The organism is Ruegeria aquimaris, from assembly GCF_025751555.1.
GTDB classification, from domain to species: Bacteria; Pseudomonadota; Alphaproteobacteria; order Rhodobacterales; family Rhodobacteraceae; genus Ruegeria_B; species Ruegeria_B aquimaris.
In genome coordinates this window covers 385,238-407,089 of the sequence record NZ_JAOWLB010000003.1, presented here as the reverse complement: position 1 = coordinate 407,089, position 21,852 = coordinate 385,238, and the positions used below count along the sequence as shown (strand labels likewise).

25 protein-coding genes are annotated in these 21,852 nt (G+C 65.2%); 18 read left to right on the top strand and 7 right to left on the bottom strand.

Annotation, left to right across the window (positions count from 1 at the left end):
• The first annotated feature begins 43 nt into the window (after positions 1-43).
• Together OE747_RS07135 and OE747_RS07130 are read left to right on the top strand one after the other, a co-directional pair.
• Positions 44-934: a sulfotransferase domain-containing protein gene (locus tag OE747_RS07135; protein WP_263827907.1), complete on the top strand. Its 891-nt coding sequence runs from the start codon at positions 44-46 to the stop codon at positions 932-934.
• Between the two features lie 60 nt (positions 935-994).
• The gene (locus tag OE747_RS07130; RefSeq protein WP_263827906.1) at positions 995-1,525 is read left to right on the top strand and encodes a prolyl-tRNA synthetase associated domain-containing protein; all 531 of its coding nucleotides are present in this window, start codon (positions 995-997) and stop codon (positions 1,523-1,525) included.
• Positions 1,526-1,589: 64 nt separating this feature from the next.
• Here the strand turns inward: OE747_RS07130 and OE747_RS07125 are convergent, their stop codons facing one another.
• Complete coding sequence (locus OE747_RS07125) at positions 1,590-2,540, bottom strand: L-threonylcarbamoyladenylate synthase (protein WP_263827905.1); 951 nt, start codon at positions 2,538-2,540, stop codon at positions 1,590-1,592.
• Positions 2,541-2,662: 122 nt separating this feature from the next.
• Between OE747_RS07125 and OE747_RS07120 the strand changes: the two genes are divergently transcribed.
• The 7 genes from OE747_RS07120 (at position 2,663) to OE747_RS07090 (ending at position 9,151) form a co-directional block, all read left to right on the top strand.
• On the top strand, positions 2,663-4,366 hold the full coding sequence (locus OE747_RS07120; RefSeq protein WP_263827904.1) for an acyl-CoA dehydrogenase: 1,704 nt from the start codon (positions 2,663-2,665) through the stop codon (positions 4,364-4,366).
• Entirely contained in the window at positions 4,366-5,412 is a 1,047-nt protein-coding gene (locus OE747_RS07115; protein WP_263827903.1) for an MBL fold metallo-hydrolase, read from the top strand. The genes OE747_RS07120 and OE747_RS07115 overlap by 1 nt, the downstream gene beginning before the upstream one ends.
• Positions 5,413-5,415: 3 nt before the next feature.
• Positions 5,416-5,874, top strand: a complete 459-nt coding sequence (locus OE747_RS07110) for a DUF6173 family protein (protein WP_263827902.1) — start codon at positions 5,416-5,418, stop codon at positions 5,872-5,874.
• A 122-nt stretch (positions 5,875-5,996) separates the two neighbouring features.
• On the top strand, positions 5,997-7,772 hold the full coding sequence (locus OE747_RS07105) for a glycerophosphodiester phosphodiesterase (RefSeq protein WP_263827901.1): 1,776 nt from the start codon (positions 5,997-5,999) through the stop codon (positions 7,770-7,772).
• Positions 7,759-8,319, top strand: a complete 561-nt coding sequence (locus tag OE747_RS07100) for a hypothetical protein (protein ID WP_263827900.1) — start codon at positions 7,759-7,761, stop codon at positions 8,317-8,319. The genes OE747_RS07105 and OE747_RS07100 overlap by 14 nt, the downstream gene beginning before the upstream one ends.
• Before the next feature lie 62 nt (positions 8,320-8,381).
• Positions 8,382-8,516 (top strand): aa3-type cytochrome c oxidase subunit IV, encoded by a 135-nt coding sequence (locus tag OE747_RS07095; protein ID WP_263827899.1) that lies wholly within the window; start codon positions 8,382-8,384, stop codon positions 8,514-8,516.
• Positions 8,517-8,533: 17 nt separating this feature from the next.
• On the top strand, positions 8,534-9,151 hold the full coding sequence (locus tag OE747_RS07090; protein ID WP_404818299.1) for a hypothetical protein: 618 nt from the start codon (positions 8,534-8,536) through the stop codon (positions 9,149-9,151).
• A gap of 8 nt (positions 9,152-9,159) precedes the next feature.
• Here the strand turns inward: OE747_RS07090 and OE747_RS07085 are convergent, their stop codons facing one another.
• Together OE747_RS07085 and OE747_RS07080 are read right to left on the bottom strand one after the other, a co-directional pair.
• A complete protein-coding gene (locus tag OE747_RS07085; protein ID WP_263827898.1) occupies positions 9,160-9,492 on the bottom strand; it encodes an AzlD domain-containing protein in 333 nt (110 codons plus the stop codon).
• Positions 9,489-10,205, bottom strand: coding sequence for an AzlC family ABC transporter permease (locus tag OE747_RS07080; RefSeq protein WP_263827897.1), 717 nt, complete (start codon positions 10,203-10,205; stop codon positions 9,489-9,491). Before OE747_RS07080 ends, OE747_RS07085 begins: the two co-directional genes overlap by 4 nt.
• A gap of 49 nt (positions 10,206-10,254) precedes the next feature.
• Here OE747_RS07080 and OE747_RS07075 point away from each other — a divergent pair, with 49 nt between their 5' ends.
• The 5 genes from OE747_RS07075 (at position 10,255) to OE747_RS07055 (ending at position 14,389) form a co-directional block, all read left to right on the top strand.
• Positions 10,255-11,145: a formate dehydrogenase accessory sulfurtransferase FdhD gene (locus tag OE747_RS07075; protein WP_263827896.1), complete on the top strand. Its 891-nt coding sequence runs from the start codon at positions 10,255-10,257 to the stop codon at positions 11,143-11,145.
• Between the two features lie 61 nt (positions 11,146-11,206).
• Positions 11,207-11,848, top strand: a complete 642-nt coding sequence (gene mobA, locus OE747_RS07070) for a molybdenum cofactor guanylyltransferase MobA (RefSeq protein WP_263827895.1) — start codon at positions 11,207-11,209, stop codon at positions 11,846-11,848.
• Positions 11,845-12,336, top strand: coding sequence for a molybdopterin-guanine dinucleotide biosynthesis protein B (gene mobB / locus OE747_RS07065; RefSeq protein WP_263827894.1), 492 nt, complete (start codon positions 11,845-11,847; stop codon positions 12,334-12,336). The genes mobA and mobB overlap by 4 nt, the downstream gene beginning before the upstream one ends.
• Positions 12,333-13,133, top strand: coding sequence for a molybdopterin guanine dinucleotide synthesis (locus tag OE747_RS07060; protein WP_263827893.1), 801 nt, complete (start codon positions 12,333-12,335; stop codon positions 13,131-13,133). Before mobB ends, OE747_RS07060 begins: the two co-directional genes overlap by 4 nt.
• Positions 13,130-14,389 (top strand): molybdopterin-binding protein, encoded by a 1,260-nt coding sequence (locus tag OE747_RS07055; protein ID WP_263827892.1) that lies wholly within the window; start codon positions 13,130-13,132, stop codon positions 14,387-14,389. The genes OE747_RS07060 and OE747_RS07055 overlap by 4 nt, the downstream gene beginning before the upstream one ends.
• Here the strand turns inward: OE747_RS07055 and OE747_RS07050 are convergent.
• The 3 genes from OE747_RS07050 to OE747_RS07040 form a co-directional block, all read right to left on the bottom strand.
• Entirely contained in the window at positions 14,386-15,393 is a 1,008-nt protein-coding gene (locus OE747_RS07050) for a hypothetical protein (RefSeq protein WP_263827891.1), read from the bottom strand. The two genes, OE747_RS07055 and OE747_RS07050, sit on opposite strands and share 4 nt — an antisense overlap.
• Before the next feature lie 12 nt (positions 15,394-15,405).
• On the bottom strand, positions 15,406-15,876 hold the full coding sequence (gene greA, locus OE747_RS07045; RefSeq protein WP_164129178.1) for a transcription elongation factor GreA: 471 nt from the start codon (positions 15,874-15,876) through the stop codon (positions 15,406-15,408).
• 135 nt (positions 15,877-16,011) lie between these two features.
• Positions 16,012-16,392: a VOC family protein gene (locus OE747_RS07040; RefSeq protein ID WP_164129177.1), complete on the bottom strand. Its 381-nt coding sequence runs from the start codon at positions 16,390-16,392 to the stop codon at positions 16,012-16,014.
• 84 nt (positions 16,393-16,476) lie between these two features.
• Here OE747_RS07040 and soxR point away from each other — a divergent pair, with 84 nt between their 5' ends.
• The gene (soxR, locus tag OE747_RS07035) at positions 16,477-16,932 is read left to right on the top strand and encodes a redox-sensitive transcriptional activator SoxR (protein WP_263827890.1); all 456 of its coding nucleotides are present in this window, start codon (positions 16,477-16,479) and stop codon (positions 16,930-16,932) included.
• A 7-nt stretch (positions 16,933-16,939) separates the two neighbouring features.
• Here the strand turns inward: soxR and OE747_RS07030 are convergent, their stop codons facing one another.
• Positions 16,940-17,248, bottom strand: coding sequence for an EthD family reductase (locus OE747_RS07030; protein WP_263827889.1), 309 nt, complete (start codon positions 17,246-17,248; stop codon positions 16,940-16,942).
• A 231-nt stretch (positions 17,249-17,479) separates the two neighbouring features.
• Here OE747_RS07030 and OE747_RS07025 point away from each other — a divergent pair, with 231 nt between their 5' ends.
• The 3 genes from OE747_RS07025 (at position 17,480) to OE747_RS07015 (ending at position 21,832) form a co-directional block, all read left to right on the top strand.
• Positions 17,480-19,126, top strand: coding sequence for an electron transfer flavoprotein-ubiquinone oxidoreductase (locus OE747_RS07025; RefSeq protein ID WP_263827888.1), 1,647 nt, complete (start codon positions 17,480-17,482; stop codon positions 19,124-19,126).
• Positions 19,127-19,296: 170 nt separating this feature from the next.
• Positions 19,297-21,009, top strand: a complete 1,713-nt coding sequence (locus OE747_RS07020) for a tetratricopeptide repeat protein (RefSeq protein ID WP_263827887.1) — start codon at positions 19,297-19,299, stop codon at positions 21,007-21,009.
• Complete coding sequence (locus OE747_RS07015) at positions 20,999-21,832, top strand: 4-(cytidine 5'-diphospho)-2-C-methyl-D-erythritol kinase (protein ID WP_263827886.1); 834 nt, start codon at positions 20,999-21,001, stop codon at positions 21,830-21,832. The genes OE747_RS07020 and OE747_RS07015 overlap by 11 nt, the downstream gene beginning before the upstream one ends.
• Positions 21,833-21,852: the final 20 nt, after the last annotated feature.

Below are 21,852 nucleotides of genomic sequence, written 5' to 3'. Positions count from 1 at the left end.
GGGTAATCTATCGCGCAGGATCGACGTGCGGAGGGGGAGCGCGATGGGCCGGATGATGCCAGAGAGGGTGGCCGACTATGTCGGGCCGGTCACCAACACCGACGTGTGGGCCGATTTCACAATTCGGGCCGATGACATATTCGTCTGCACCCCGCCCAAATGCGGCACCACCTGGACCCAGACCCTGGTGCGCATGCTGCTGACGGGGCAGGCCGATCCTGCGGTCTATAACAACAGCGTGTCGCCCTGGCTTGATTGCGGGTTTCGCGACAGGGTGGCTCAGGTCGCGCTCCTGGAGGCGCAGGAGCACCGGCGCTGCATCAAGACCCACACGCCCCTGGACGGGATCACCTACGATCCGCGCGCCGTCTATCTGGTCGTTCACCGGCACCCGGTCGATGTGCATTTCTCGTTTCGCGACCATGTGTTGAACATGAAGGACGATTGGCTGTCCTACATGGTCGAGGGAACGGTCAGCGAGGCGTTTGCGCGGTTTGTCGATTTCCCCGCAACCCCGACCGGCACGGACGACCTGACGCTGGCCTCGGTCGTTCATCATTTCCAGTCGTTCTGGGCGTTTCGTGACCTGCCCAATATTCACTTCTTGCACTACGCAGAGCTGAGCCGCGACCTGCCCGGGCAGATCCGGCGGCTGGCGAGGATCCTGGGGATTGATGTCACGCCTGAGGCGGTTGCCGATCTTGCCGCCGCGGGCAGTTTTTCCACGATGAAGGCCAATGCCAAGAAGCAATCCGAAAAACCGGGATTTCAGAGCGTATTTCGCGAGCCTGCCAATTTCTTCTCGACGGGAACCGGCAACAAGTGGGAGGGCCGGTTGAGTGCATCCGACATGCAGCGCTATGGCGACCGGGCTAACGCGCTGCTGGCGCCGGAGGAGCGGGTGTGGCTGGAAACCGGCAGGCGGAGCGGTTGAACTTGCCGGTGATCCTGATAGGGAGGGCCGGTCGTTCGACCGTAGAAAGGACCCGCCCGCATGGATGCCTCGTCGATCTATCAGGACACGCTGCCGCTTTCATCTGATGCGCTTCTGGCTCGGCTGGACGACTGGGGCTTGGCCTATCGCTACTACGAACATCCGCCCCTGCGCACGGTGGAGGACTCGAAGGCGATCGAAGATCAGCTGAGGCTGCCCGGAGAAAATGCGCTCAGGATCAAGAACCTCTATCTGCGCGACAAGAAAAAGCGCAACTATTTGGTGACGCTGGAGCAGGATCGCGAGATCGACCTCAAGGCGCTGGGCGGCGCGCTGGGGGTGGGTAACCTGTCCTTTGGTTCGGCCGACCGGCTGTTGGAGAACCTCGGTATCCGGCCGGGCGCGGTCAGCCCGATGGCGATGATCACTGGCGTCCCGCAGGGGGTGCGCTTCTTCATGGACAGGGCGGCGCAGCGGGCCGAGGTGATCTATATGCACCCGCTGGTCAACGACCGTACCATCGCCATGGCGCGCGGCGACCTGCTTGCCTTCCTCGACCGCATCGGCTGCGAGATTGTCTGGCTCGACTGAGACGTGCTGCTTCTTTCTGGTTGAAATACTCCGGGGGTCTGGGGGCTGGCCCCCAGCCTACGCCTCAGCTGTCGCGGGGCGCCGCTGCGCGGCGCAACCGGTCGTTGATGGCCGCCCCCAGCCCATGATCGGGCACCGGCGCCACGGCGATGGGGCGGCCGGTCGCGTCCAACCGGTGCAGCGCGGCAAAGAGGTTGGCGGCCGCCTCGGTCAGGTCGCTTGAAGCCGAGAGGTTCTCGTCGCAGGCCATCGGGCCGAACCCCAGCAGCACTTCGTTGCCTTGTGCGGCCGATGCCCCCAGCCGCACCGCGCCACGCGGGGCGTAATGCGACAGCAACTGGCCCGGAGCGCTGATCGCGTCGCCCGTCGCATGGCGGGCCAGAGGTCGCCCCAGAATGGCTTCGATCTCTTCGGCCGCCAACCCGCCAGGGCGCAGAAGGGCAGGATCGCCATTCAGGCCGATGATGGTCGATTCCAGACCAACCCCGCAGGAGCCGCCGTCGAGGACGGCGGCGATCCTGCCGTCAAGGCCCGCGTGCACATGCGCGGCCGTGGTGGGGCTGATCCGGCCCGAGGGGTTGGCCGAGGGTGCCGCCACAGGGCCGCCGAACGCCGCCAGCAGCGCCTGTGCCAGGGGATGTGCGGGAACGCGGACCGCCAGCGTGTCGAGCCCGGCGGTCACCAGGTCCGAGATGCCGTGACCCTCGCGCAGGGGCAGGACCAGCGTCAGCGGTCCCGGCCAGAAGGCCGACGCCAGCTTGTCCGCCGCCTCGGTCCAGGTCACGTATCGGCGGGCCGTTCCCACGTCTGCGACATGGGCGATAAGCGGGTTGAAGCTGGGGCGTCCCTTGGCAGCATAGATCGCCGCCACCGCCCGTCCGTCGCGCGCATCGCCGCCCAGCCCATAGACGGTTTCGGTTGGAAAGGCGACCAGTTCGCCCGCGCGCAGCAGCTCGGCCGCGCGGGCGATCCCCGCGTGATCGGCGGTCAGACGTGAGGTTTCGATGCGGTGCATGGCTGGTGACGCGGCGTTTTGGTTGCTTGCCAGACGGCTCTGGATAGGTAATCGGACAAGCCTTGATACATACCGTTGCCGCTGCGGCTTGCCAAGCCGACACGAAACACCGAGGGGATCCCATGCCGTACCGTTCGCCCGTAACCGATTATACATTCCTGCTCAATCACGTTGTGGGCTATGACCGGGTCTGCGCCACCGAAGTCTTTGCCGAGGCGGGCGCGGACATTGTCGAAGCGATCCTGACCGAGGCGGGCCGGATGTGTGACGAGGTGATGGCGCCCTTGCAGCGGGGCGGCGATCTGAACCCGGCACGGCTGGAAAACGGGGTGCTGCGCACCTCGCCCGGCTTCGCCGATGGCTGGAAGGCGATATCCGAAGGCGGCTGGATCGGCATGAGCGGCAATCCCGAGCATGGCGGCATGGGCCTGCCCATGACGGTGACCACCGCCGTGAACGAGATGATGAGCGGCGCCTGCCTGTCGCTGCAACTGGCGCCGCTGATGAGCCAGGGCCAGATCGAGGCGCTGGAGCATCATGCCAGCGACGCGATCAAGGAACTCTACCTGCCCAAGCTGATCTCGGGCGAGTGGTCGGGCACGATGAACCTGACCGAACCGCAGGCCGGGTCGGACGTGGGCGCGCTGAGTTCCAAGGCGGAACCTAATGGCGATGGCACCTATGCGGTCACCGGGCAGAAGATCTTCATCAGCTGGGGCGACAACGATTTCTGTGACAATGTCTGCCATCTGGTGCTGGCACGGCTGCCCGATGGCGTGCCGGGGACCAAGGGCATCTCGCTGTTCCTGGTGCCGCGCAACCTGCCGGATGAGAATGGCAATGCGGGCGTGGCCAACAGTCTCAAGGTGGTGTCGCTGGAGCACAAGATGGGCCTGCACGGCTCTCCCACCTGCGTGATGCAATATGACGGTGCAACCGGCTGGCTGGTGGGCGAGGAACATGGCGGCATGGCGGCCATGTTCACCATGATGAACAACGCGCGCCTTGGTGTTGGCGGGCAGGGTGTCGGCGTGGCCGAGGCCGCCTGGCAGCATGCGCTGGCCTATGCGCTGGAGCGCAAGCAGGGCAAGTCGGCCTCGGGCACAATCGTCGATCATGCCGATGTGCGCCGGATGCTGATGAGCATGAAGGCCGATGTCTTTGCCGCCCGCGCCATCCTGATGGCCTGTGCCGTCGCCATCGACATGGGCAATGCCACCGGGTCTGCCGAATGGAAGGCGCGTGCTGCCTTTCTGACGCCGATCGCCAAGGCGTTCGGCACCGATACCGGTATCTCGGTCTCGGAAACCGGGGTGCAGGTGCATGGCGGCATGGGTTTCATCGAGGAAACGGGGGCCGCGCAATTCTATCGCGATGTGCGGGTGACCGCGATTTACGAAGGCACCAATGGCATTCAGGCGATGGACCTTGTCGCGCGCAAGATGATGGATGGGGGCGAGGCGGCGTCGCGGCTGCTCGACGAGATCGAGGCGCATGCCGAAGGCGCCCGCGCGCAACTGCCGGAACTGGCCGGGCCGGTCTGGGAGGCCAGCGAAACCCTGCGCGAGGCCACCGAATGGCTGGTGGGGCAGGGCGACATGACTGAACGCTTTGCCGGGGCGGTACCCTATCTGCGGGCCTTTGCCCGGGTTCTGGGCGCGCATTACCACCTGGCCGCGGCGCTGGCCGACAAGGGCGGTGCGCGCGAGAAACTGGCGCGGTTCTACATCAACGCGCTGCTGCCCGAGCATGACAGTCTTTTGGTGCAGGCGCGCAACGGCGCGGGCGATCTCTACGCGCTCGACCTCGACGAACTGGCGGCGTGATGGACCGGGCGCCGGGGCTGGCGATGCGTTACCCGTGGGACGAGCCGCCCAAGCACGGTACGGCGATAGAGATCGCCGAGGGCGTGTTGTGGATGCGGCTGCCGCTGCCGATGAAGCTGGACCATGTGAACGTCTATGCGCTGGATGACGGCGATGGCTGGACGGTGATCGACACCGGGTTTTCGTCAAAGAAGACCCGCGCCATCTGGCAGACGCTGATCGACGGGCCGCTGGCGGGTAAACCTGTGCGCCGCGTGGTGGCAACCCATCATCACCCCGATCACATGGGCAATGTGGGTTGGTTCCAGTCAGAACTGGGCGCCGAGCTGGTCACCACCCGCACCGCCTGGCTGTTTGCGCGGATGCTGACGCTGGACGTGCAGGAGACCTGGCCCGAGGAAACGCTCGACTATTACCGTAGCGCGGGCATGGCGCCCGAGGTGCTGGCCAAGCGGATGGCCGAGCGGCCGTTCAACTTTGCCGACATGGTCTATCCGATGCCGCTGGGCTTCACCCGGATCAAGCAGGGTGACGTGTTCCGCATGGGCGGGCGCGATTGGGACGTGCATATGGGCAATGGCCATGCGCCAGAACATGCGACCTTCTGGAGCCGCGACGACAATCTGGTGATCACCGGCGACCAGATCCTGAGCTCGATCAGCCCCAATATCGGGGTCTATGCCACCGAGCCGCTGGCCGACCCGCTGGCCGACTGGCTGGAAACCTGCGAGCGGCTGGCGCCGCTGGCCCGGCCCGAGCATCTGGCGCTGGGCGGGCACAAGCTGCCCTTTACCGGCCTGCCGATCCGGATGCGGCAGTTGATCGACAATCACCACGGCGCGCTGACGCGGCTGCTGGACCATCTGGACACGCCCAAGGCGGCGTCCGAGTGTTTCGCGCCGCTCTTCAAGCGGACCATCGGCGAGGGCGAATACGGGCTGGCGCTGGTTGAAGCGGTGGCACATGTGAACCATCTCTACCATACTGGGGACGTGATCCGGACCCGCCGCGAGGACGGGGCCTGGCTCTACCAGCGCAAGGGGTGAGCGATGGAAAACAAGATCGAAACGTCGGCCGAATATGCCGAGGCCGAGGCGATGCCGCGTTGTCACGAGGTGCATGCGGACCCGGACAGTGAGCCATGCGAACCCCTGGTCCCCGAGACCTTGCAGCGCTCCACGACCGGCAAGAGCCCGGCGCAATGGGCCTATGAGCGGCTGATCATCTATATCCAGAACTTTGAAAAGCAGCTCGACGCCACGCAGGAGGTCGCCATGGGCTTTGTCGGTGGCGGGGCGGGCATTCTGCGGATTCAGGGCATGGGGTATTTCGACCCCGATATCGTGACCTTCTATGGCGTTGACGAGACCGGCGCGCGGACCCAGCTGGTGCAGCATGTCAGCCAATTGAACGTGACGCTGCGCGCTATGCTGGCGGTGGCGCGGGACGAACCGGCGCATCGCATCGGTTTTCGGCTGGCGGCGGATCTGGAGAGCAAGCCGGAATAAGCTTGCGATCCGGGCGGTCAAGCCGTTCAATACCCGTAATTATTGCGGGAGATTGCGCCGTGTCACATTTGTCGAATGTCGTTTCAGCCTGGCGCCGGTCATGGTCGCGACGGGCGCTTTTTGTGCCCCTCTACGCCGCCTTGCGCCTGCTGGCGCTGGCCCTGATCGCGCCATCCTTGGCGGGGCTGATCAACCTTGCCGTTGCATTGTCTGACCAATCGGCGCTGACCGATCAGGACATCGCGCGGTTTATCCTGTCGCCACTGGGATTCGTGGCGACCCTTGGCGTGCTGAGCGTGCTGCTGGTGGCCGAGGTGCTGAGCTTTTCGGTCATGGCGGCCAGCCTGCGAAGCCCTGAAGCGGACGTCTGGCGCACCGGAAGCGCGGCCTTTGCGCTGGTGTTTCGCCGGGTGCGGGCGCTCTTGAGCTTTGCGGTTCTGTTCATCCTGCGGCTCTTGCTGCTGATCGCGCCGTTTGCTGCGGTGGCGGGGCTGGTCGCGTGGTGGAAACTGACCGACTATGACATCAACTATTACCTGACCTTCCATCCGCCCGCGTTCTGGGTGGCGGTGGTGCTGATCGGGCTGATCGTGCTGGTACTGGCCGGCGTGCTGATCTTGCGCCTGTCGGGCTGGGCGCTGGCGCTGCACCTGGTGCTGTTCGACGGGATGCGCCCGCGCGAGGTCTTTGCCGAAAGCACCCGCCGGATGGGCGCGCGCCGGACTGGGCTGAAGATTGAACTGGTGATCTGGGTGACGATCCGTATCGCCATTGCCGCCGGTATCGCCGCTATGGCCAATCTGGCGATGGCCCTGATCCCGATTCCGGCCGAAGGCGGCCTGCGCCGGGCCCTGATCCTGATCGCGCTGGTGCTGGGCCTTTGGGCGCTGGCCGGTCTGGTGCTGTCGGCGATTGGCCTGGGGGCGCTGGCCAAGGTTCTGGACGGGTTCTATGGCGGGACGGCGACGGTTCCGGCGGCTTCGGCGCGCGTGGGTCTGCGCGGACGCCTGTTCGGGGCGGCGGGCATTGCGGCGGTCGCCTTGGGGATCGGCGCCTGGGTCGGCGACGGACTCTTGACGCAACTGACGGCCGAGGACGACGTGACCGTCATCGGCCACCGGGGCGCGGCGGGGTCGCGGCCGGAAAACACCATGGCCTCGGTCGTGAAGGCGATTGAGGATGGGGCCGACTGGGTCGAGATCGACGTGCAGGAAACCGCCGATGGCGAAATCGTGGTGATGCATGACAGCGATTTCATGAAGCTGGCGGGCGTGCCGACCAAGATCTGGGATGCCAAGATGCAGGATCTGGAGGCCATAGACATCGGCGGCTGGTACGCGCCAGAGTATTCCGGCGAGCGGACGCCAACCCTGCGAGCGATTCTGGAAGCGGCGAGGGACAAGTCCCGGGTGCTGATCGAACTGAAGTACTACGGACACGATGTGGATCTGGAGAACCGTGTCATTGCCCTGGTCGAGGAACTGGGGATGCAGGACCAGATCGCCACCATGTCGCTGAAATACCCGGCGGTGCAAAAGATGCGGGCGCTGCGCCCTGACTGGCGCACCGGGGTTCTGGCGGCCACCGCTGTTGGCGATCTGGCCGGCTTGGAGGGCGATTTCATCGCCGTCAGCACCGCCAGCCTGCGTCCGTCACTGGTGCGCGCAGTGCATGCGGCGGGCAAGGACATCTATGTCTGGACCGTCAACGAGCCGCTCTTGATGTCCAAGATGATCTCGCTTGGGGTCGATGGGCTGATCACCGACGAACCGGCCATGGCACGCGAGGTGCTGGAGGTGCGGGCGACGCTGAACCCGGCGGAACGGGTGCTGTTGTGGCTGACCCAGGAAATGGGCTGGGAGGCGGATGCGAAGGAGTATCGCGATGAGAGCCCGTAACCTTGTGATTGGCTGCCTGCTTGTCGCGGGTCCCGTCACGGCGCAGGATATCGGGCGGGTGGTCGAACTGCCCGCGCATCGGTCGTACATGGCGACGCGGAGCGAGGCCGTGCTGGCGCCCTTTACCACCGATGGCTGTTCCGGCGGGCTGAGTGCAGGGTGGACGCTGGTTGCCGAGACCTTTCCCGATTTTGCCGCGGCGCAGGGGGATGTCCCCCCTTGGGAGGCCTGCTGCATCATCCATGACCGCGCCTATCACAACGGCGGCGGGGCGGAGGACGCCGAGGTCAGCTATGACGCCCGGGTGCAGGCGGACGAGGAATTGCGGTCCTGCGTGCGTGAGACGGGCGAAAGCCATCTGGAGACGCTTGCCGCCCGCTATGACACGACGCCCGAGACGGTGCGCCGGGCCTATGGTACGATTGCCGACGCCATGTACATGGCGGTACGGTTCGGCGGCGGCCCCTGTTCCGGGCTGCCCTGGCGTTGGGGCTATGGTTACCCGCAATGCACACCTTTCGATCTTGCCCTGCCTGCGCGCGAATGACGTCGTGACAGGGCGGCGAGAATCCGTTATCCAGCGAAAAACACGCGAATAGGAAGACCACTATGGCTGATTTCAAACCCGGTTCGATGGACATCACCACCCAGACCCAGACCTTTGAAGGTTTCATCAAGTTCACCATCCGCGTGGTATGGGTGATTTTCTTCATTCTGCTGTTCATGGCAGTCTTCACCTCCTGATCCGGCGGGAACCTTCCGTGAAAGCAGCATTGATCGTCTGCGCTCTGGCGGTCGGTACGGCCGCCTGTACGCGCCAGAGTGCGCCTTTTGCCGATGATGCGACCGTGGCCGCCGTGCGCTATCGCGATCCCGGCCCGGCGAAGCTGACGCTCTACACCATGGTCAACAACCGCTCGGGCGCGGGGGCGCATACGTCGCTGATGATCAATGCCAGCGAGCGGGTGATCTTTGATCCGGCGGGATCGTTCTGGGCCGATATCGTGCCCGAGCAGAACGATGTCCTGTTCGGTATCACCCCGGCGGTCGAGCGCGCCTATCGCGGATCACATGCGCGCGAGACCCATCACGTGGTTGTACAAGAGCTGGAAGTGACGCCGGAACAGGCCGAGGCCGCCTATCGTCTGGCGCGCCAGATGGGACCGGTGCCAGGGGCCTATTGCGCAAATTACACCGCACAGCTGTTACAGCAGATTCCGGGGTTCAGCGACATCAAGGTGACCTTTCAGCCGACCAAGCTGGCCGATCAGTTCGGTTCGCGTCCCGGTGCGGTGACCAACCGGTACTACGAAAAAGACGATGCCGACCTGCAAAAGGGTCTGGCAGCCAACAACGCCAAGCTGAACCAGCCGGGCTGAGCCTCGTCTCAGCCCAGCAGGTAGAGCAGGCCGTAAAGCGTGCCTGCGCCTGAAAAGATCGCGACCAGCACGTTTTTCGACCAGTATCCGGCGGCAAGCGCCACTGCCGCCGCGCTCATCCGGGGCACATCGGGCTGACCGCCGGTGGCCTGCGGCCAGATCACCAAAGGCGCGATCAGCGCGGGAAGGATGGCCACGGCGGTATAGCGCAGGTGCCGCAGCAGCCAGTCGGGCAGCGGGCGGTCGCCCACGAGCCCTATAAAGACAAAGCGCAGGCCAAAGCTGCCAAAGGCAAGCCCGGCGATGACGATCCACATGGTTGATGGTTCGATCTCGGTCATGTGTTCCAGCTCCTGCGGGCTAGCACCACTTCGGCCCGCGCACCGGCCATCATGCCGGCGGTGCCCGCGATCAAGAGGCCCAGGTTGAACGGCACTCCGGCTGTCAGCAGCGCGGTCACGATCGCGACCAGCGCCGCGATCACATGCGGCAGGGTGCGCAGCATCGGCCCGATCATTGCCAGAAAGGTAATCGGCAGGGCGAAATCCAGCGCCCAGCTGTCGGGGATGCGGGTGCCCAGCACGGCCCCCAGATAGGTCGCCAGGTACCAGGCGGGCGCCAGCGGCGTCACAGTGCCAAAGAAATAGGCCATCCGCTGCGGCACGGTCAGGTCCGGCTCGGTCTCGAACCGCACCACGGACAGGGCATAAGACTGGTCCACCGTGAAATAGGCGGCAACCGCGCGCTGCCAGAGCGGCGCGGCACCCAGATAAGGCGTCAGCGCGGCGGAATACATCGCCACCCGCAGGTTCACCGCCAGCGCCGACAACAGCACGATCAGTGTCGGCGTGTCATCGAGCAGAAGTTGCAGCGCGGTGAACTGCGCCGCGCCCGCAAAGACCGTGGCGGTAAAGGTCATCACCTGCATCAGGTTCAGCCCGGCCTCGGTCGCAAAGACGCCGAACAGCGTGCCAAAGGGGGCCGCCACCATGATGAAGGGTGCGCCGTCGCGAAAACCCCTCCAGTAGATGGATTTGGATGTGGTGAAGGACATTCCTAGATCCTAAGGTAAGCCCGACCGCTGTACCGGGCCAAGGAAAGGGTTGCAATTGGCTATCTCGGACGACTTGTCGGATTACATCATCGCCCCCGACCCGGGGGCCGCCCGTCTGACCCGCGCGGTCGAGGGTTTGGACCAGACCGGTGCGCCCGCGCGTATCTCGGTGGTCGAGGAACGCCCGCTGACCATCTTCCTCAACAGTCAGGAGATCGTGACCGCCATGACCATCGGGGATTACCCCGAATATCTGGCGTTGGGGTTCCTGCGCAATCAGGGCATGCTGAAACCGGATGAAGAGATCACCGGCGTCGATTACGACGAGGACCTGGAAACCGTCGTGGTGCGCACCGCGGTGGAAACCAGCCACGAGGAAAAGCTGAAGAAAAAGACCCGCACCAGCGGCTGTGCCGTGGGCACCGTGTTTGGCGACATGATGGAGGGGCTGGAGGAGGTGCGCTTGCCTCAGGTAGAGGTGCGTACATCCTGGCTCTACGATCTGGCGGCGCGGATCAACCGCACGCCGTCCCTGTATCTGGAGGCTGGGGCCATCCATGGCACGGTGCTGTGCCGCGAGAGCAGGCCGCTGGTCTATATGGAGGATGTGGGCCGCCATAACGCGGTGGACAAGATCGCGGGCTGGATGCTGTCGACGGGCGAGGGGGCGGAGGACAAGATCCTCTATACCACCGGGCGGCTGACCTCGGAGATGGTGATCAAGACCGCGATGATGGGCATCCCGGTGCTGGCCTCGCGCTCAGGCTTTACCGCTTGGGGGGTCGAGATCGCGCGGCAGGTGGGGCTGACCCTGATCGGCCGGATGCGTGGGCAACGGTTTGTCTGTCTGTCTGGGGCCGAGCGGTTGGTCTGGGATGCCGACCCGGACAGCGTGCCGGTCGAGGACAGGAAACATCGCCGGAAGAGTGCGGAAGGGTGACCGAATTTCGCGCGAAAATCGGACCGGAAAACGCGCGTTTTCCGGCGCGTAAGGAGAGGGCATGACAGGACGTAGACCGTTGGGTGTGATCCTTGCCGGTGGGCTCGCCACCCGGATGGGGGGCGGTGACAAGGGGCTGTTGCCGCTGGGCGGGCGGCCGCTCTTGGGCCATGTGATCGACCGGCTGTCGCCGCAGGTCGGGAGGCTGGCGCTCAATGCCAATGGCGATCCGGCGCGGTTTGACGGCTTTGGCTTGCCGGTGCTACCCGACACGGTCGAGGGGTTTGCCGGGCCGTTGGCGGGCGTGCTGGCCGGGCTTGACTGGGCCGCAGGGCAGGGAGCCGACAGCATCGTCACCGCCGCCGCCGACACCCCGTTTTTCCCGCGCGATCTGGTGGCGCGGTTGGTCGAAGCGTCCGAGGGGCAGGCGCATCCGCTGGTGCTGGCCACGACCCCGCGCGACGGCGCGGCGCTGAAATCGGGGGGCAAGGTCAACCGGCACCCGACATTCGGTCTCTGGCCCGTGGCGCTGCGCGATGATCTGCGCGCGGCGCTGAACGAGGGCCTGCGCAAGGTGGTGCTGTGGACCGACCGGCATGGCGGGCGCGAGGCGCTGTTTCAGGCCGAGCCGTTCGATCCCTTTTTCAACGTCAATACGCCCGAGGACCTGGCCCGGGCCGAAACCCTGTTGGAGCGCGCATGAGGATCTATGGCGTCACCGGCTGGAAGAATGCGGGCAAGACCGGCCTGATGGAACGGCTGGTGGCCGAGATCACCGGGCGCGGGCTGACGGTGTCGACCGTCAAGCACGCGCATCACTCGTTCGACGTCGATCATCCGGGCCGCGACAGCTGGCGGCACCGGCAGGCGGGCGCGTCCGAGGTGATCCTTGCCTCGGGTTATCGCGTGGCGCAGATGACCGAATTGCGCGGCGCGGTGGAACCGCCTTTGGTCGAACTGCTGGGGCGCCTTTCGCCGGTCGATCTGGTGCTGATCGAGGGGTACAAGCGCGAGGGGCATCCCAAGGTCGAGGCGTTTCGGGCCGAAGCGGGCACAGACCTGATCGCGCCGGGTGATCCGACCATCCGCGCTGTTGCAAGCGACACGCCCCTGACGCTCGACCGGCCCGTGTTCGACCTGAACGACACAAGAGCGATTGCCGATTTCATCCTCTCCGAGGTCGGTCTGTGACACCCTTTGACACCATTGCCATGGTCGACTGGTCGGGCGGCAACGACACCGGCCCGCGCCCGCGAAAGGATGCGATCTGGGCCTGTGCCGCGGGGGCAGAGCCCGTCTATCTCAGGAACCGGGGGCTGGCCGAGAACTGGCTGTGCGATCTGATCGAAACCGCTCTGGCCGCCGGGCGGCGGCTGATGCTGGGGTTCGATTTTCCCTTTGGCTATCCGGCGGGCTTTGCGCGTGCGGTGAGCGGGTCGGACGACCCGCTGCGGCTGTGGGACTGGTTCGAGGCCCGGATCGAGGATGCACCTGGTGCCAATAACCGGTTCGATTTGGCCGGAGAGATCAACCGGGGGCTGGGCGGCAAGGGGCCGTTCTGGGCCAATGGGTTGAAGCGGGATATCGCCGGGTTGCCGCGCACCAAGAAGGTGTACCGCAACCCGTTTCCCGACCGACGCGCGGTGGAGCATCGTGCCCGAGGCGCTTTCACTTGCTGGCAGATGGCCGGGGCGGGCGCGGTCGGCGGGCAGGTGATGATGGGGCTGCCGGTGCTGGCGCGGTTGCGGCGTCGCTTTGCCGGGCGGGTCTCTGTCTGGCCGTTCGAGCCGTTGGACAAGCCGGTTGCATTGGTGGAAATCTGGCCCTCGTTGACTTTGGGCAAGGCGCCTGAGGGCCGGATCAGGGATGCATGGCAGGTGGAGCGGGTGGCCGGTGATCTGGCGCGCCTGCCGCAGGCCGAGCTTTCCCAGCGGCTGGATGTGACTGCACCCGAGGAAGGCTGGATATTGGGAGTGGACCAAGGATGACCGGGCTGAAACCGCCGCCGCTGCGTAACGATTGTTTTGCCCTGCCTGCCGGGGTCGAATGGACCCCGGTCGATGCCGCGCTCGATATGTTGCGGGACAGGCTGGGGCCGGTGACCGGGATCGAAACGCGCCCGCTGGCGCGGGCGCTGGGCGCGGTGTTGGCGGCGGACGCGGTGGCGCGGCGGGCCAGCCCGCCGCAGGCCAACAGCGCGGTTGATGGTTATGGTTTTGCCGGGGCGGTGCCCGAGGGTGCGCATGTGATGCCGTTGGAGGACGGTCGGGCGGCGGCCGGGGTGCCGTTTGATGGCGTCTTGCCCACGGGTCGCGCATTGCGGGTACTGACCGGCGCGGCGCTGCCCGAGGGGGTCGAGACCGTGATCCTCGAAGAGGATGTGACGCTGGGCGACGGTGAGATCGCCTTTCGCGGGCCGCTGAAACAGGGCGCCAACACCCGCAAGGCGGGCGAGGATGTGGCGGCGGGTGCGGTAGTGCTGCCCGGAGGGCGGCGGCTGACCCCTGCCGATCTGGCGCTGTTGTCGTCGGTCGGCATCGCCGAGGTGGCAGTAAGGGCCACCCTGCGGGTGGCGATCCTGTCCACCGGCGACGAGTTGACCGAACCGGGAGCAGAGGCCGAGCCGGGACAGATCTATGATGCGAACCGGCCGATGCTCTGCGCGCTGGCGCAGCGGCTGGGATACCGGGTGTGCGACATGGGGCGGGTACCGGATGACCGGGCGACGTTGCGCGCGACCCTGGACCGGGCAGCGCAAGAGGCGGATGTGATCCTGACCAGTGGCGGCGCCTCGGCGGGGGACGAGGACCATGTCTCGGCCCTGTTGCGCGAAGCGGGTGCCATGCAGCAATGGAGGATCGCGCTGAAGCCGGGGCGACCGCTGGCGCTGGGCTTATGGCAAGGCAAGCCGGTGTTCGGTCTGCCGGGCAACCCGGTGGCCGCGATGGTCTGCGCCCTTATTTTTGCGCGCCCGGCACTGGCGGTTCTGGCCGGCGAGGCCTGGGCCGAGCCGCAGGGTTTTGACCTGCCCGCCGGGTTTGAGAAGAGAAAGAAACCCGGGCGGCGCGAGTACCTGCGTGCCCGTGTGCGAGAAGGCCGGGTGGAGGTCTTTGCCTCCGAAGGGTCGGGCCGGGTGAGCGGGCTGAGTTGGGCCGAAGGGCTGGTTGAGATCGGTGACGATGGTCGCCTTATTCGACCGGGCGATCCGGTGCGCTTCATCCCCTACGGCAGCTTCGGTCTTTAGTCGAAGGTTCCGGCGACGCGCCCCAACAGCATGAAGGCGCGGGCGGTCCGGGTGTCGCCAAGCGCCGAGATCTCGCTATCTGTCGCCTGGGCCTCGAACCCGGTCAGCATCCGGTCGAAGAGGCGCAGGAAGTGATGCGCGGCATCTCGAAAGATCGGATCCTGTTTCATGCGACCAGCGGTCAGCGCCAGCGAGGAGCGATCCCGGATGCCGCCAAGACCGGCCACCGCGCGCCCGCGCGCGCCCTGGGCGAACTGGCGCCAGACCTCGGGCCGGGCCATGTCGGGGCGCAGGTCGTCCATATAGATGCCTTCCTGGCTGAGCAGGGTCAGAACATCCTGGGACGCCTGGATCAATTGCGCGGCCTTGCGATCCTTGAGCGCACGGCGCAGCGCCGCGAAGCCCTCGGTATCCTCGGCCGTTTCCGGGAAATGCAGCGCGCGGATCAGATCCTCGGTCGACAGCGGCGGTGACAGGGCCTCGGCCGGGGTGCCAAGCTCCAGCGATCCCTGGTCGCCAAGGGTCTCGACCGGAACCGAGAGCGGCACCGGCGGCCTGTCGCGGCGCGAGGTGTGGAACGTCGCCAGCGCGGTTTCAGTTTTCTTCGCGGCGGCGGCGATTTCGTCCAGCTTCTTGGTGACCGAGGGTTCGTGGCCCGCCGCATGGCGTTGCTGCTGCGTGATATAGGCCTGCCGGATCGCGTCGATCGCGGCTTGCAGCCGCTGGCTCTCTTCGCGCATGACGCGGCTGGCCCGGGTCGCGGTCGCCGCGACCCAGATCATCGCCACCGGCAGGAAAACGGCCATCATCGACACGATGATGCCCATGCCCTGGCTGGACCCCGCCTCGGCGATGAAAAAGATATAGACCGAGACCGCGAGCCAAAGAACCGTCAGCGCCAGCGCCACGATTTCGACGCCCGTGACGCTGGGCCGCCTGGGCCGGTCATAGAGCCCAATCGGTGCGGGGCGGGCGGGGTCGCGGTCTGGCGTTTTGCCGGACATGTTCAGGCTCCGTCAGGAGTACTCGATACTCAGGATCTCATAGGCTTTGATGCCGCCGGGGGTGTTCACTTCGACGCTGTCGCCTTCGTCCTTGCCGATCAGGGCACGGGCGATGGGCGATTTGATGTTCAAGAGGCCGTTTTCGATATTGGCCTCGTGCTCGCCCACGATGCGCCAGGTTTTTTCCTCGTCGGTGTCTTCGTCCACCAGCGTCACGCGCGCGCCGAACTTGACCGAGCCCGAGAGCTTCGCGGGGTCGATCACATCGGCCAGCGACAGCACGCCTTCCAGCTCCTTGATGCGGCCTTCGATGAAGGACTGCTTTTCACGGGCGGAATGGTATTCGGCATTTTCCGACAGATCGCCATGCTCGCGCGCCTCGGCGATCGCCTGGATGATGGCCGGACGCTCGACACTCTTGAGTTGCTTCAGCTCGGCCTCGAGCGCGGCATGGCCCGAAGGCGTCATTGGGATCTTTTCCATCTCTTCTCGTCCACGCAGAAATTGCATCGCCCCGCCGCGCGATGCGTCGGGGCGACTGTTGGGTTGATGTTTACCTGACCCAAACCGGGCGTGGAATGCAAGGGGGGACAAACGGTGGTTGGGCAGAACCCCGCCTCAAGCGTAGCTGATCACCTCGAATTCGATCCCGTTGTCATCGTCGAAATAGAACCGTCTCCCGGGTTCGTAATCGGCATGGTTATGCGGGGTGAAGCCCGCGGCGCGCACCCGTTCCTCGGTCGCGTCGATATCATCGACCAGAACGCCCACATGGTTAAGTCCGCCGATCACGTCATAGCTGGTCTCGGCCGAGGCGACCGGCGCGGGCGGGGCGTAAAGCGCCAGATAGGTGTCGGCGTCGCCCACATGCACGGTATAGCCACCGGCTATCGCGGCGCCCTCCCAGCGGGTTTTCCAGCCGAATACCGTGTTCAGCCATGCGGCAGTCGCCTTGGGATCGGCGACGGTGAAGTTTGCGTGTTCCAGTGTGGCCTTCATGAAAATCTTCCTTTTGTTCTGTTGCCACGAGTGAAGATAATTTCTAAACCTAACTTTAGGTCAAGGTCTATGCAGGAAAAAAATATGCCCGCTTCCGAAGGTCTCTCGATCGGTGCATTGGCCCGGCGCACTGGGTTAGCGGTGTCGGCGATCCGCTATTACGAAACCCAAGGTCTGATCGCGCCCTGGCGCAATCCGGGCGGGCAGCGCCGCTATCAGCGCGCCGATCTGCGGCGGCTGAGCTTTGTCATGATCGCGCAACAGCTGGGGCTGACCCTGCCAGAGATTCGCGATGTCCTGGCCGGGCTGCCCGGCAACCGGACCCCCACGCGCGCCGACTGGACCCGTATCAGCACCAGGCTGCGCGACCGTCTGAACCAGCGAATCGCAACGCTGGAGCGGCTGCGCGACAATCTGGACGGCTGTATCGGTTGCGGCTGTCTCAGCCTGCCCAATTGCTCGCTCTACAACCCCGAGGATCGGGCCGCGAGCAAGGGGCCGGGCCCCCGTCTTGTGCTGGACGAGACCGGGGGCCTCTGACGCGGCTTCAGCCGACCACTTCGCCGATCAGCATCTGCGGCGCCTTGTTGTAGAAATTGGGGATGTCGGCGACCACCGGTCCGGACGCCTTCATCGCCGCGTTCATCGCGGTTTGGTTGGCGAACACGATGGTGGCAATCGCGTGGAACGGCGGCGGCGTGTCGGGACCGCCTGCCAGCCCCTTGGTCACAACCGTGTTCTGGATGTGGGCGCCCATATGTTGGGCGACCAGACTCATATGGGTGGTGAGGTAGTAGTCGTAATCGAAACTGGTGTCGTCGCGGGCAGGATAGGCGACTTGCAAGGATACGGGCATTCACTCTCTCCAGATAACAGGGTGAGGGCAGAGTAGGGCGATTCCCGGGGTTGCGGCAAATGATCCCGAAACGCCCGCAAACACCCGCATCAAGCCGGGGAAATGCTGCATGTGCGAATATAACCTCGCGTTTCAATTGACGCTTGACCTGCATAACCTGTAATCAAACGCGAAACTTTATTGCGTCCGGCCCGCGACCGGAGAGCCAAACCAAAGCCAAGGAGCGTCACGATGGCCGAGATTGAACGCGAAGCGATGGAATATGACGTGGTGATCGTCGGGGCGGGTCCGGCGGGCCTGTCGGCGGCCATTCGTCTCAAACAGCTCGACGCCGACCTGAATGTCGTCGTGCTGGAAAAGGGCTCGGAAGTGGGCGCGCATATCCTGTCGGGCGCGGTGCTGGATCCCTGCGGTCTGGATGCGTTGATCCCCGACTGGAAGGAAAAGGGCGCCCCCCTGAACGTGCCGGTGAAAGCGGACAATTTCTATGTCCTGGGCGAGGCCGGGCAGATCCGCGTGCCGAACTGGCCGATGCCGCCGCTGATGAACAACCACGGCAATTACATCGTGTCGATGGCCAATGTCTGCCGCTGGATGGCCGAACAGGCCGAGGCGCTGGGCGTCGAGATCTTCCCCGGCATGTCCTGTTCCGAACTGGTCTATGGCGACAATGGCGAGGTCAAGGGCGTGGTCGCCGGTGTCTTCGGCCTCGAGGCCGACGGCTCTTATGGCCCCAACACCGAACCGGGGATGGAACTGCACGGCAAGTATGTCTTCCTCTCCGAGGGCGTGCGCGGCTCGCTGGCCAAGGAAGTGATCGCCAAGTACGACCTGCAAAAGGGCAAGGAGCCGCAGAAATTCGGCATCGGGATGAAGGAGATCTGGGAGATCGACCCGGCCAAGCATCGCGAAGGCACCGTGACCCATACCATGGGCTGGCCTCTGGGCGGCAATGCGGGCGGTGGCTCGTTCATCTACCACCTCGACAACAACCAGGTCTATGTCGGCTTTGTGGTGCACCTGAACTACAAGAACCCGCATCTGTTCCCCTACATGGAATTCCAGCGGTTCAAGCATCACCCGATGGTGGCCGAGTTGTTGAAGGGCGGCAAGCGCGTCGCCTATGGCGCCCGCGCCATCACCGAGGGCGGATACCAGTCGATGCCCAAGATGGTGGCACCGGGCGTGGCGCTGCTGGGCTGCTCGGTCGGCATGGTCAACGTGCCGCGCATCAAGGGCAACCATAACGCGATGCTGTCGGGCAAGGCCGCAGCCGAGGCCGCCCATGCCGCGATCAAGGCGGGCCGCCAGTCGGACGAGCTGAGCGATTACGAGACCGAGGTGCGCACCGGCGCCATCGGCAAGGACCTGAAAAAGGTGCGCAACGTCAAGCCGATGTGGTCCAAATGGGGGCTGGTGCCCTCGCTGGCGCTGGGCGGGCTCGACATGTGGACCAACAGCTTCGGCTTTTCGCTGTTCGGCACCCTGGGCCATGGCAAGACCGATGCGGCCGCGACCGAAGAGGCCAGCAAGCACAAGCCGATCGACTATCCCAAGCCGGACGGCACGATCAGCTTTGACCGGTTGACCAACGTGTCCTTTGCCGCCACCAACCACGAGGAAAGCCAGCCCTGCCACCTGCGGCTGACCGATCCGGATGTGCCGGTCAAGGTGAACCTGCCCAAATACGCCGAACCGGCGCAGCGCTATTGCCCGGCGGGTGTCTATGAGGTGGTCGAAGACGAGGGCGGCCCGCGATTTGTGGTCAACTTCCAGAACTGCGTGCATTGCAAGACCTGCGATATCAAGGACCCGAGCCAGAACATCACCTGGGTCACCCCGCAGGGCGGCGACGGTCCGAACTATCCCAATATGTGACGAATCTGCTCAGAACAGGTGGCGCCGGGCAATGCCCGGCGTTCCTGATGCGGCACAGGCAGGCAAAGACGTGCCGTTGCGCCTTTGTGAACCGCGCTCCGGCGCTTCGGCCATTGCACCGGACCCTGCAACGCCCTAGCTTTGCGTGAGGCAGCAGGAAAGGCGGAACCTTGGCGATTTCTCTGGTCAGAAAGACGGTGCTGGCGGCACTGCTATCGGCAGTTTCACTTCCTGCGGTCGCGGATGTGGCCGCCGGGTCCTATCTGGCCGCCCGACAGGCCGCCTATGCCAACGATTTCGAAGCGGCGGCGGAACACTATGTCCGCGCGCTTGCGACCGATCCCAAGAACCCCGCGCTGTTGGAAAATGTGGTGCTGTCGCAACTGGCCCTGGGCCGGATGGGTAAGGCCGTAACCATCGCCGAGCAGATGGAGGCGATGGGGCTGAGGAGCCAGGTTGCCAGCATCGCGGTGGTCGCGAACCTGCTGGCAGAGGGACAATTCCAGGCGGTTCTGGACCGTGACACCGAGAGCCGCGCCGTCGGGAAGCTGGTCGATGGGCTGATTGCTGGCTGGGCCCATATGGGGACCGGGTCGGTGGCCAAGGCGCTGGCGCAGTTCGACATGGTGGCCGACGAGGCGGGGTTGCGCGGCTTTGCCCATTATCACAAGGCGATGGCGCTGGCCTCGGTTGGCGATTTCGAAGGCGCCGAGGCCCTGTTTGCCGCCGATGACGGTGCCCTGACGACGATTTCGCGCCGGGCCGCCCTCGCCCGCGCGGAGATCCTGTCGCAGCTGGATCGCAACGCTCAGGCGCTGGACATGCTGACCGACGTGTTTAACGGCGGGTTCGACCCGGCTCTGGCCGACATCGCAGACCGTTTGGCAGCCGGGGAAACCCTGCCGTTCTCGCTGGTGCGTTCGGTCGAAGACGGGCTGGCCGAAGTGTTTTTTACCATCGGGGCCGCCCTGAACGGCGAGGCGTCCGACGACTATACGCTGGTCTACATCCGCACCGCCGTCTTCCTGCGCCCGGATCATATTGACGCCCTGCTGATGACGGCAGGGTTGCTTGAGGAAATGGGCCAGTTCGATCTGGCAGAGGCCACGTACAAGCAGATCCCGTCCGACAGTCCCGATTATCATGCCGCCGAACTGGGTCGGGCCGAGGCGCTGCGCCGCGCGGCCAAGCCCGACGCCGCGATCGAGGTGCTGGAAAAGCTCGCCAAGGAATACCCGAACCAGCCCCAAGCCTATATCTCTCTGGGCGACCTGCAACGCCAGCAGGAAAGCTATGACAAGGCCGCAGTCGCTTATGACCGGGCGCTTGAACTGACCGAAGGCGAGGCGCCCAACCTCTGGTTCCTGCATTATGCCCGTGGCATCTCTCACGAGCGCCTGGGCAACTGGGACAAGGCCGAAGCCGATTTCCGCGCCGCGCTGGCCCTGAACCCGGACCAACCTCAGGTGCTTAACTACCTCGGTTATTCGCTGGTCGAGAAAGAGCAGAAGCTGGACGAGGCGCTGGACCTGATCCAGCGCGCCGTCGCCGCGCGGCCTGACAGCGGTTACATCGTCGACAGCCTTGGCTGGGTGCTGTTCCGTCTCGGTCGCTATGACGAAGCGGTGGGCCATATGGAACGCGCAGTCGAGCTGATGCCGGTGGATCCGGTGGTCAATGACCACCTAGGCGATGTGCTTTGGGCTGTTGGGCGGGTGCGCGAGGCCGAGTTCCAGTGGCGGCGCGCATTGTCCTTTATCGACCCGGAAGACACCGATGGCGAGGCCGATCCCGACCGGATCCGTCGCAAGCTGGAATCCGGTCTGGACGCCGTTCTGGCCGAGGAAGGATCGCCGCCCCTGAAGGTGGCCAATGGCGATTGAGGCTTTTGCGCCCGCCAAGATCAACCTGACTCTGCATGTGACCGGCCAGCGCGACGATGGCTATCACCTGCTCGATTCGCTGGTGGTCTTTGCCGGTGTCGGCGACACGATCCGGGTGGCGTCCTCGGACGCGCTGTCGTTGGAGATTGGTGGGCCAGAGGCTGGCGGGCTGTCCGCCGAGCCAGACAACCTGGTCCTGCGCGCGGCGCGGCTGCTTGCGCCCGGGCGCGGCGCCGCGATCACCCTGACGAAACGGTTGCCGGTGGCCTCGGGCATCGGTGGCGGGTCGGCGGATGCCGCTGCCACCCTGCATGCCCTGTCGCAACTCTGGGAACTGTCCGCGCCTACTGCGGAACAGGCGCTGACGCTTGGTGCCGACGTTCCGGTCTGCTTGTCCACCTCGCCCGCCCGCATGCGCGGGATCGGCGAGCGGTTGGGCCCGGTACCGACGCTCCCGAAAATGGATATCGTGCTGGTCAACCCGCGCGTCGCGGTTTCGACACCTGTCGTTTTCAGGTCGCTGACGGCAAAGAACAACCCGCCCATGGAGGCGGATCTGCCGCGCTGGCGCGATCTGCCCTCGTTCATTTCCTGGCTCGGCGGTCAGCGCAACGATCTGGCCGAGTCCGCCATTGCGCAGCAGCCGGTGATTGCCGATGTGCTGAATGCCCTGCGCGACACAGGGGCGCTCTTCGTCGGCATGTCCGGTTCGGGTGCCACCTGTTTTGGCCTCTTCCCGCGCGATGAAACATCGGTTCGGGCGATGTCTGCCCTCGCGACCGAACATCGCGACTGGTGGGTTGCCCGCGGACCCCGCCTTTGAGGGGCTTCTTTCTGGTCTGA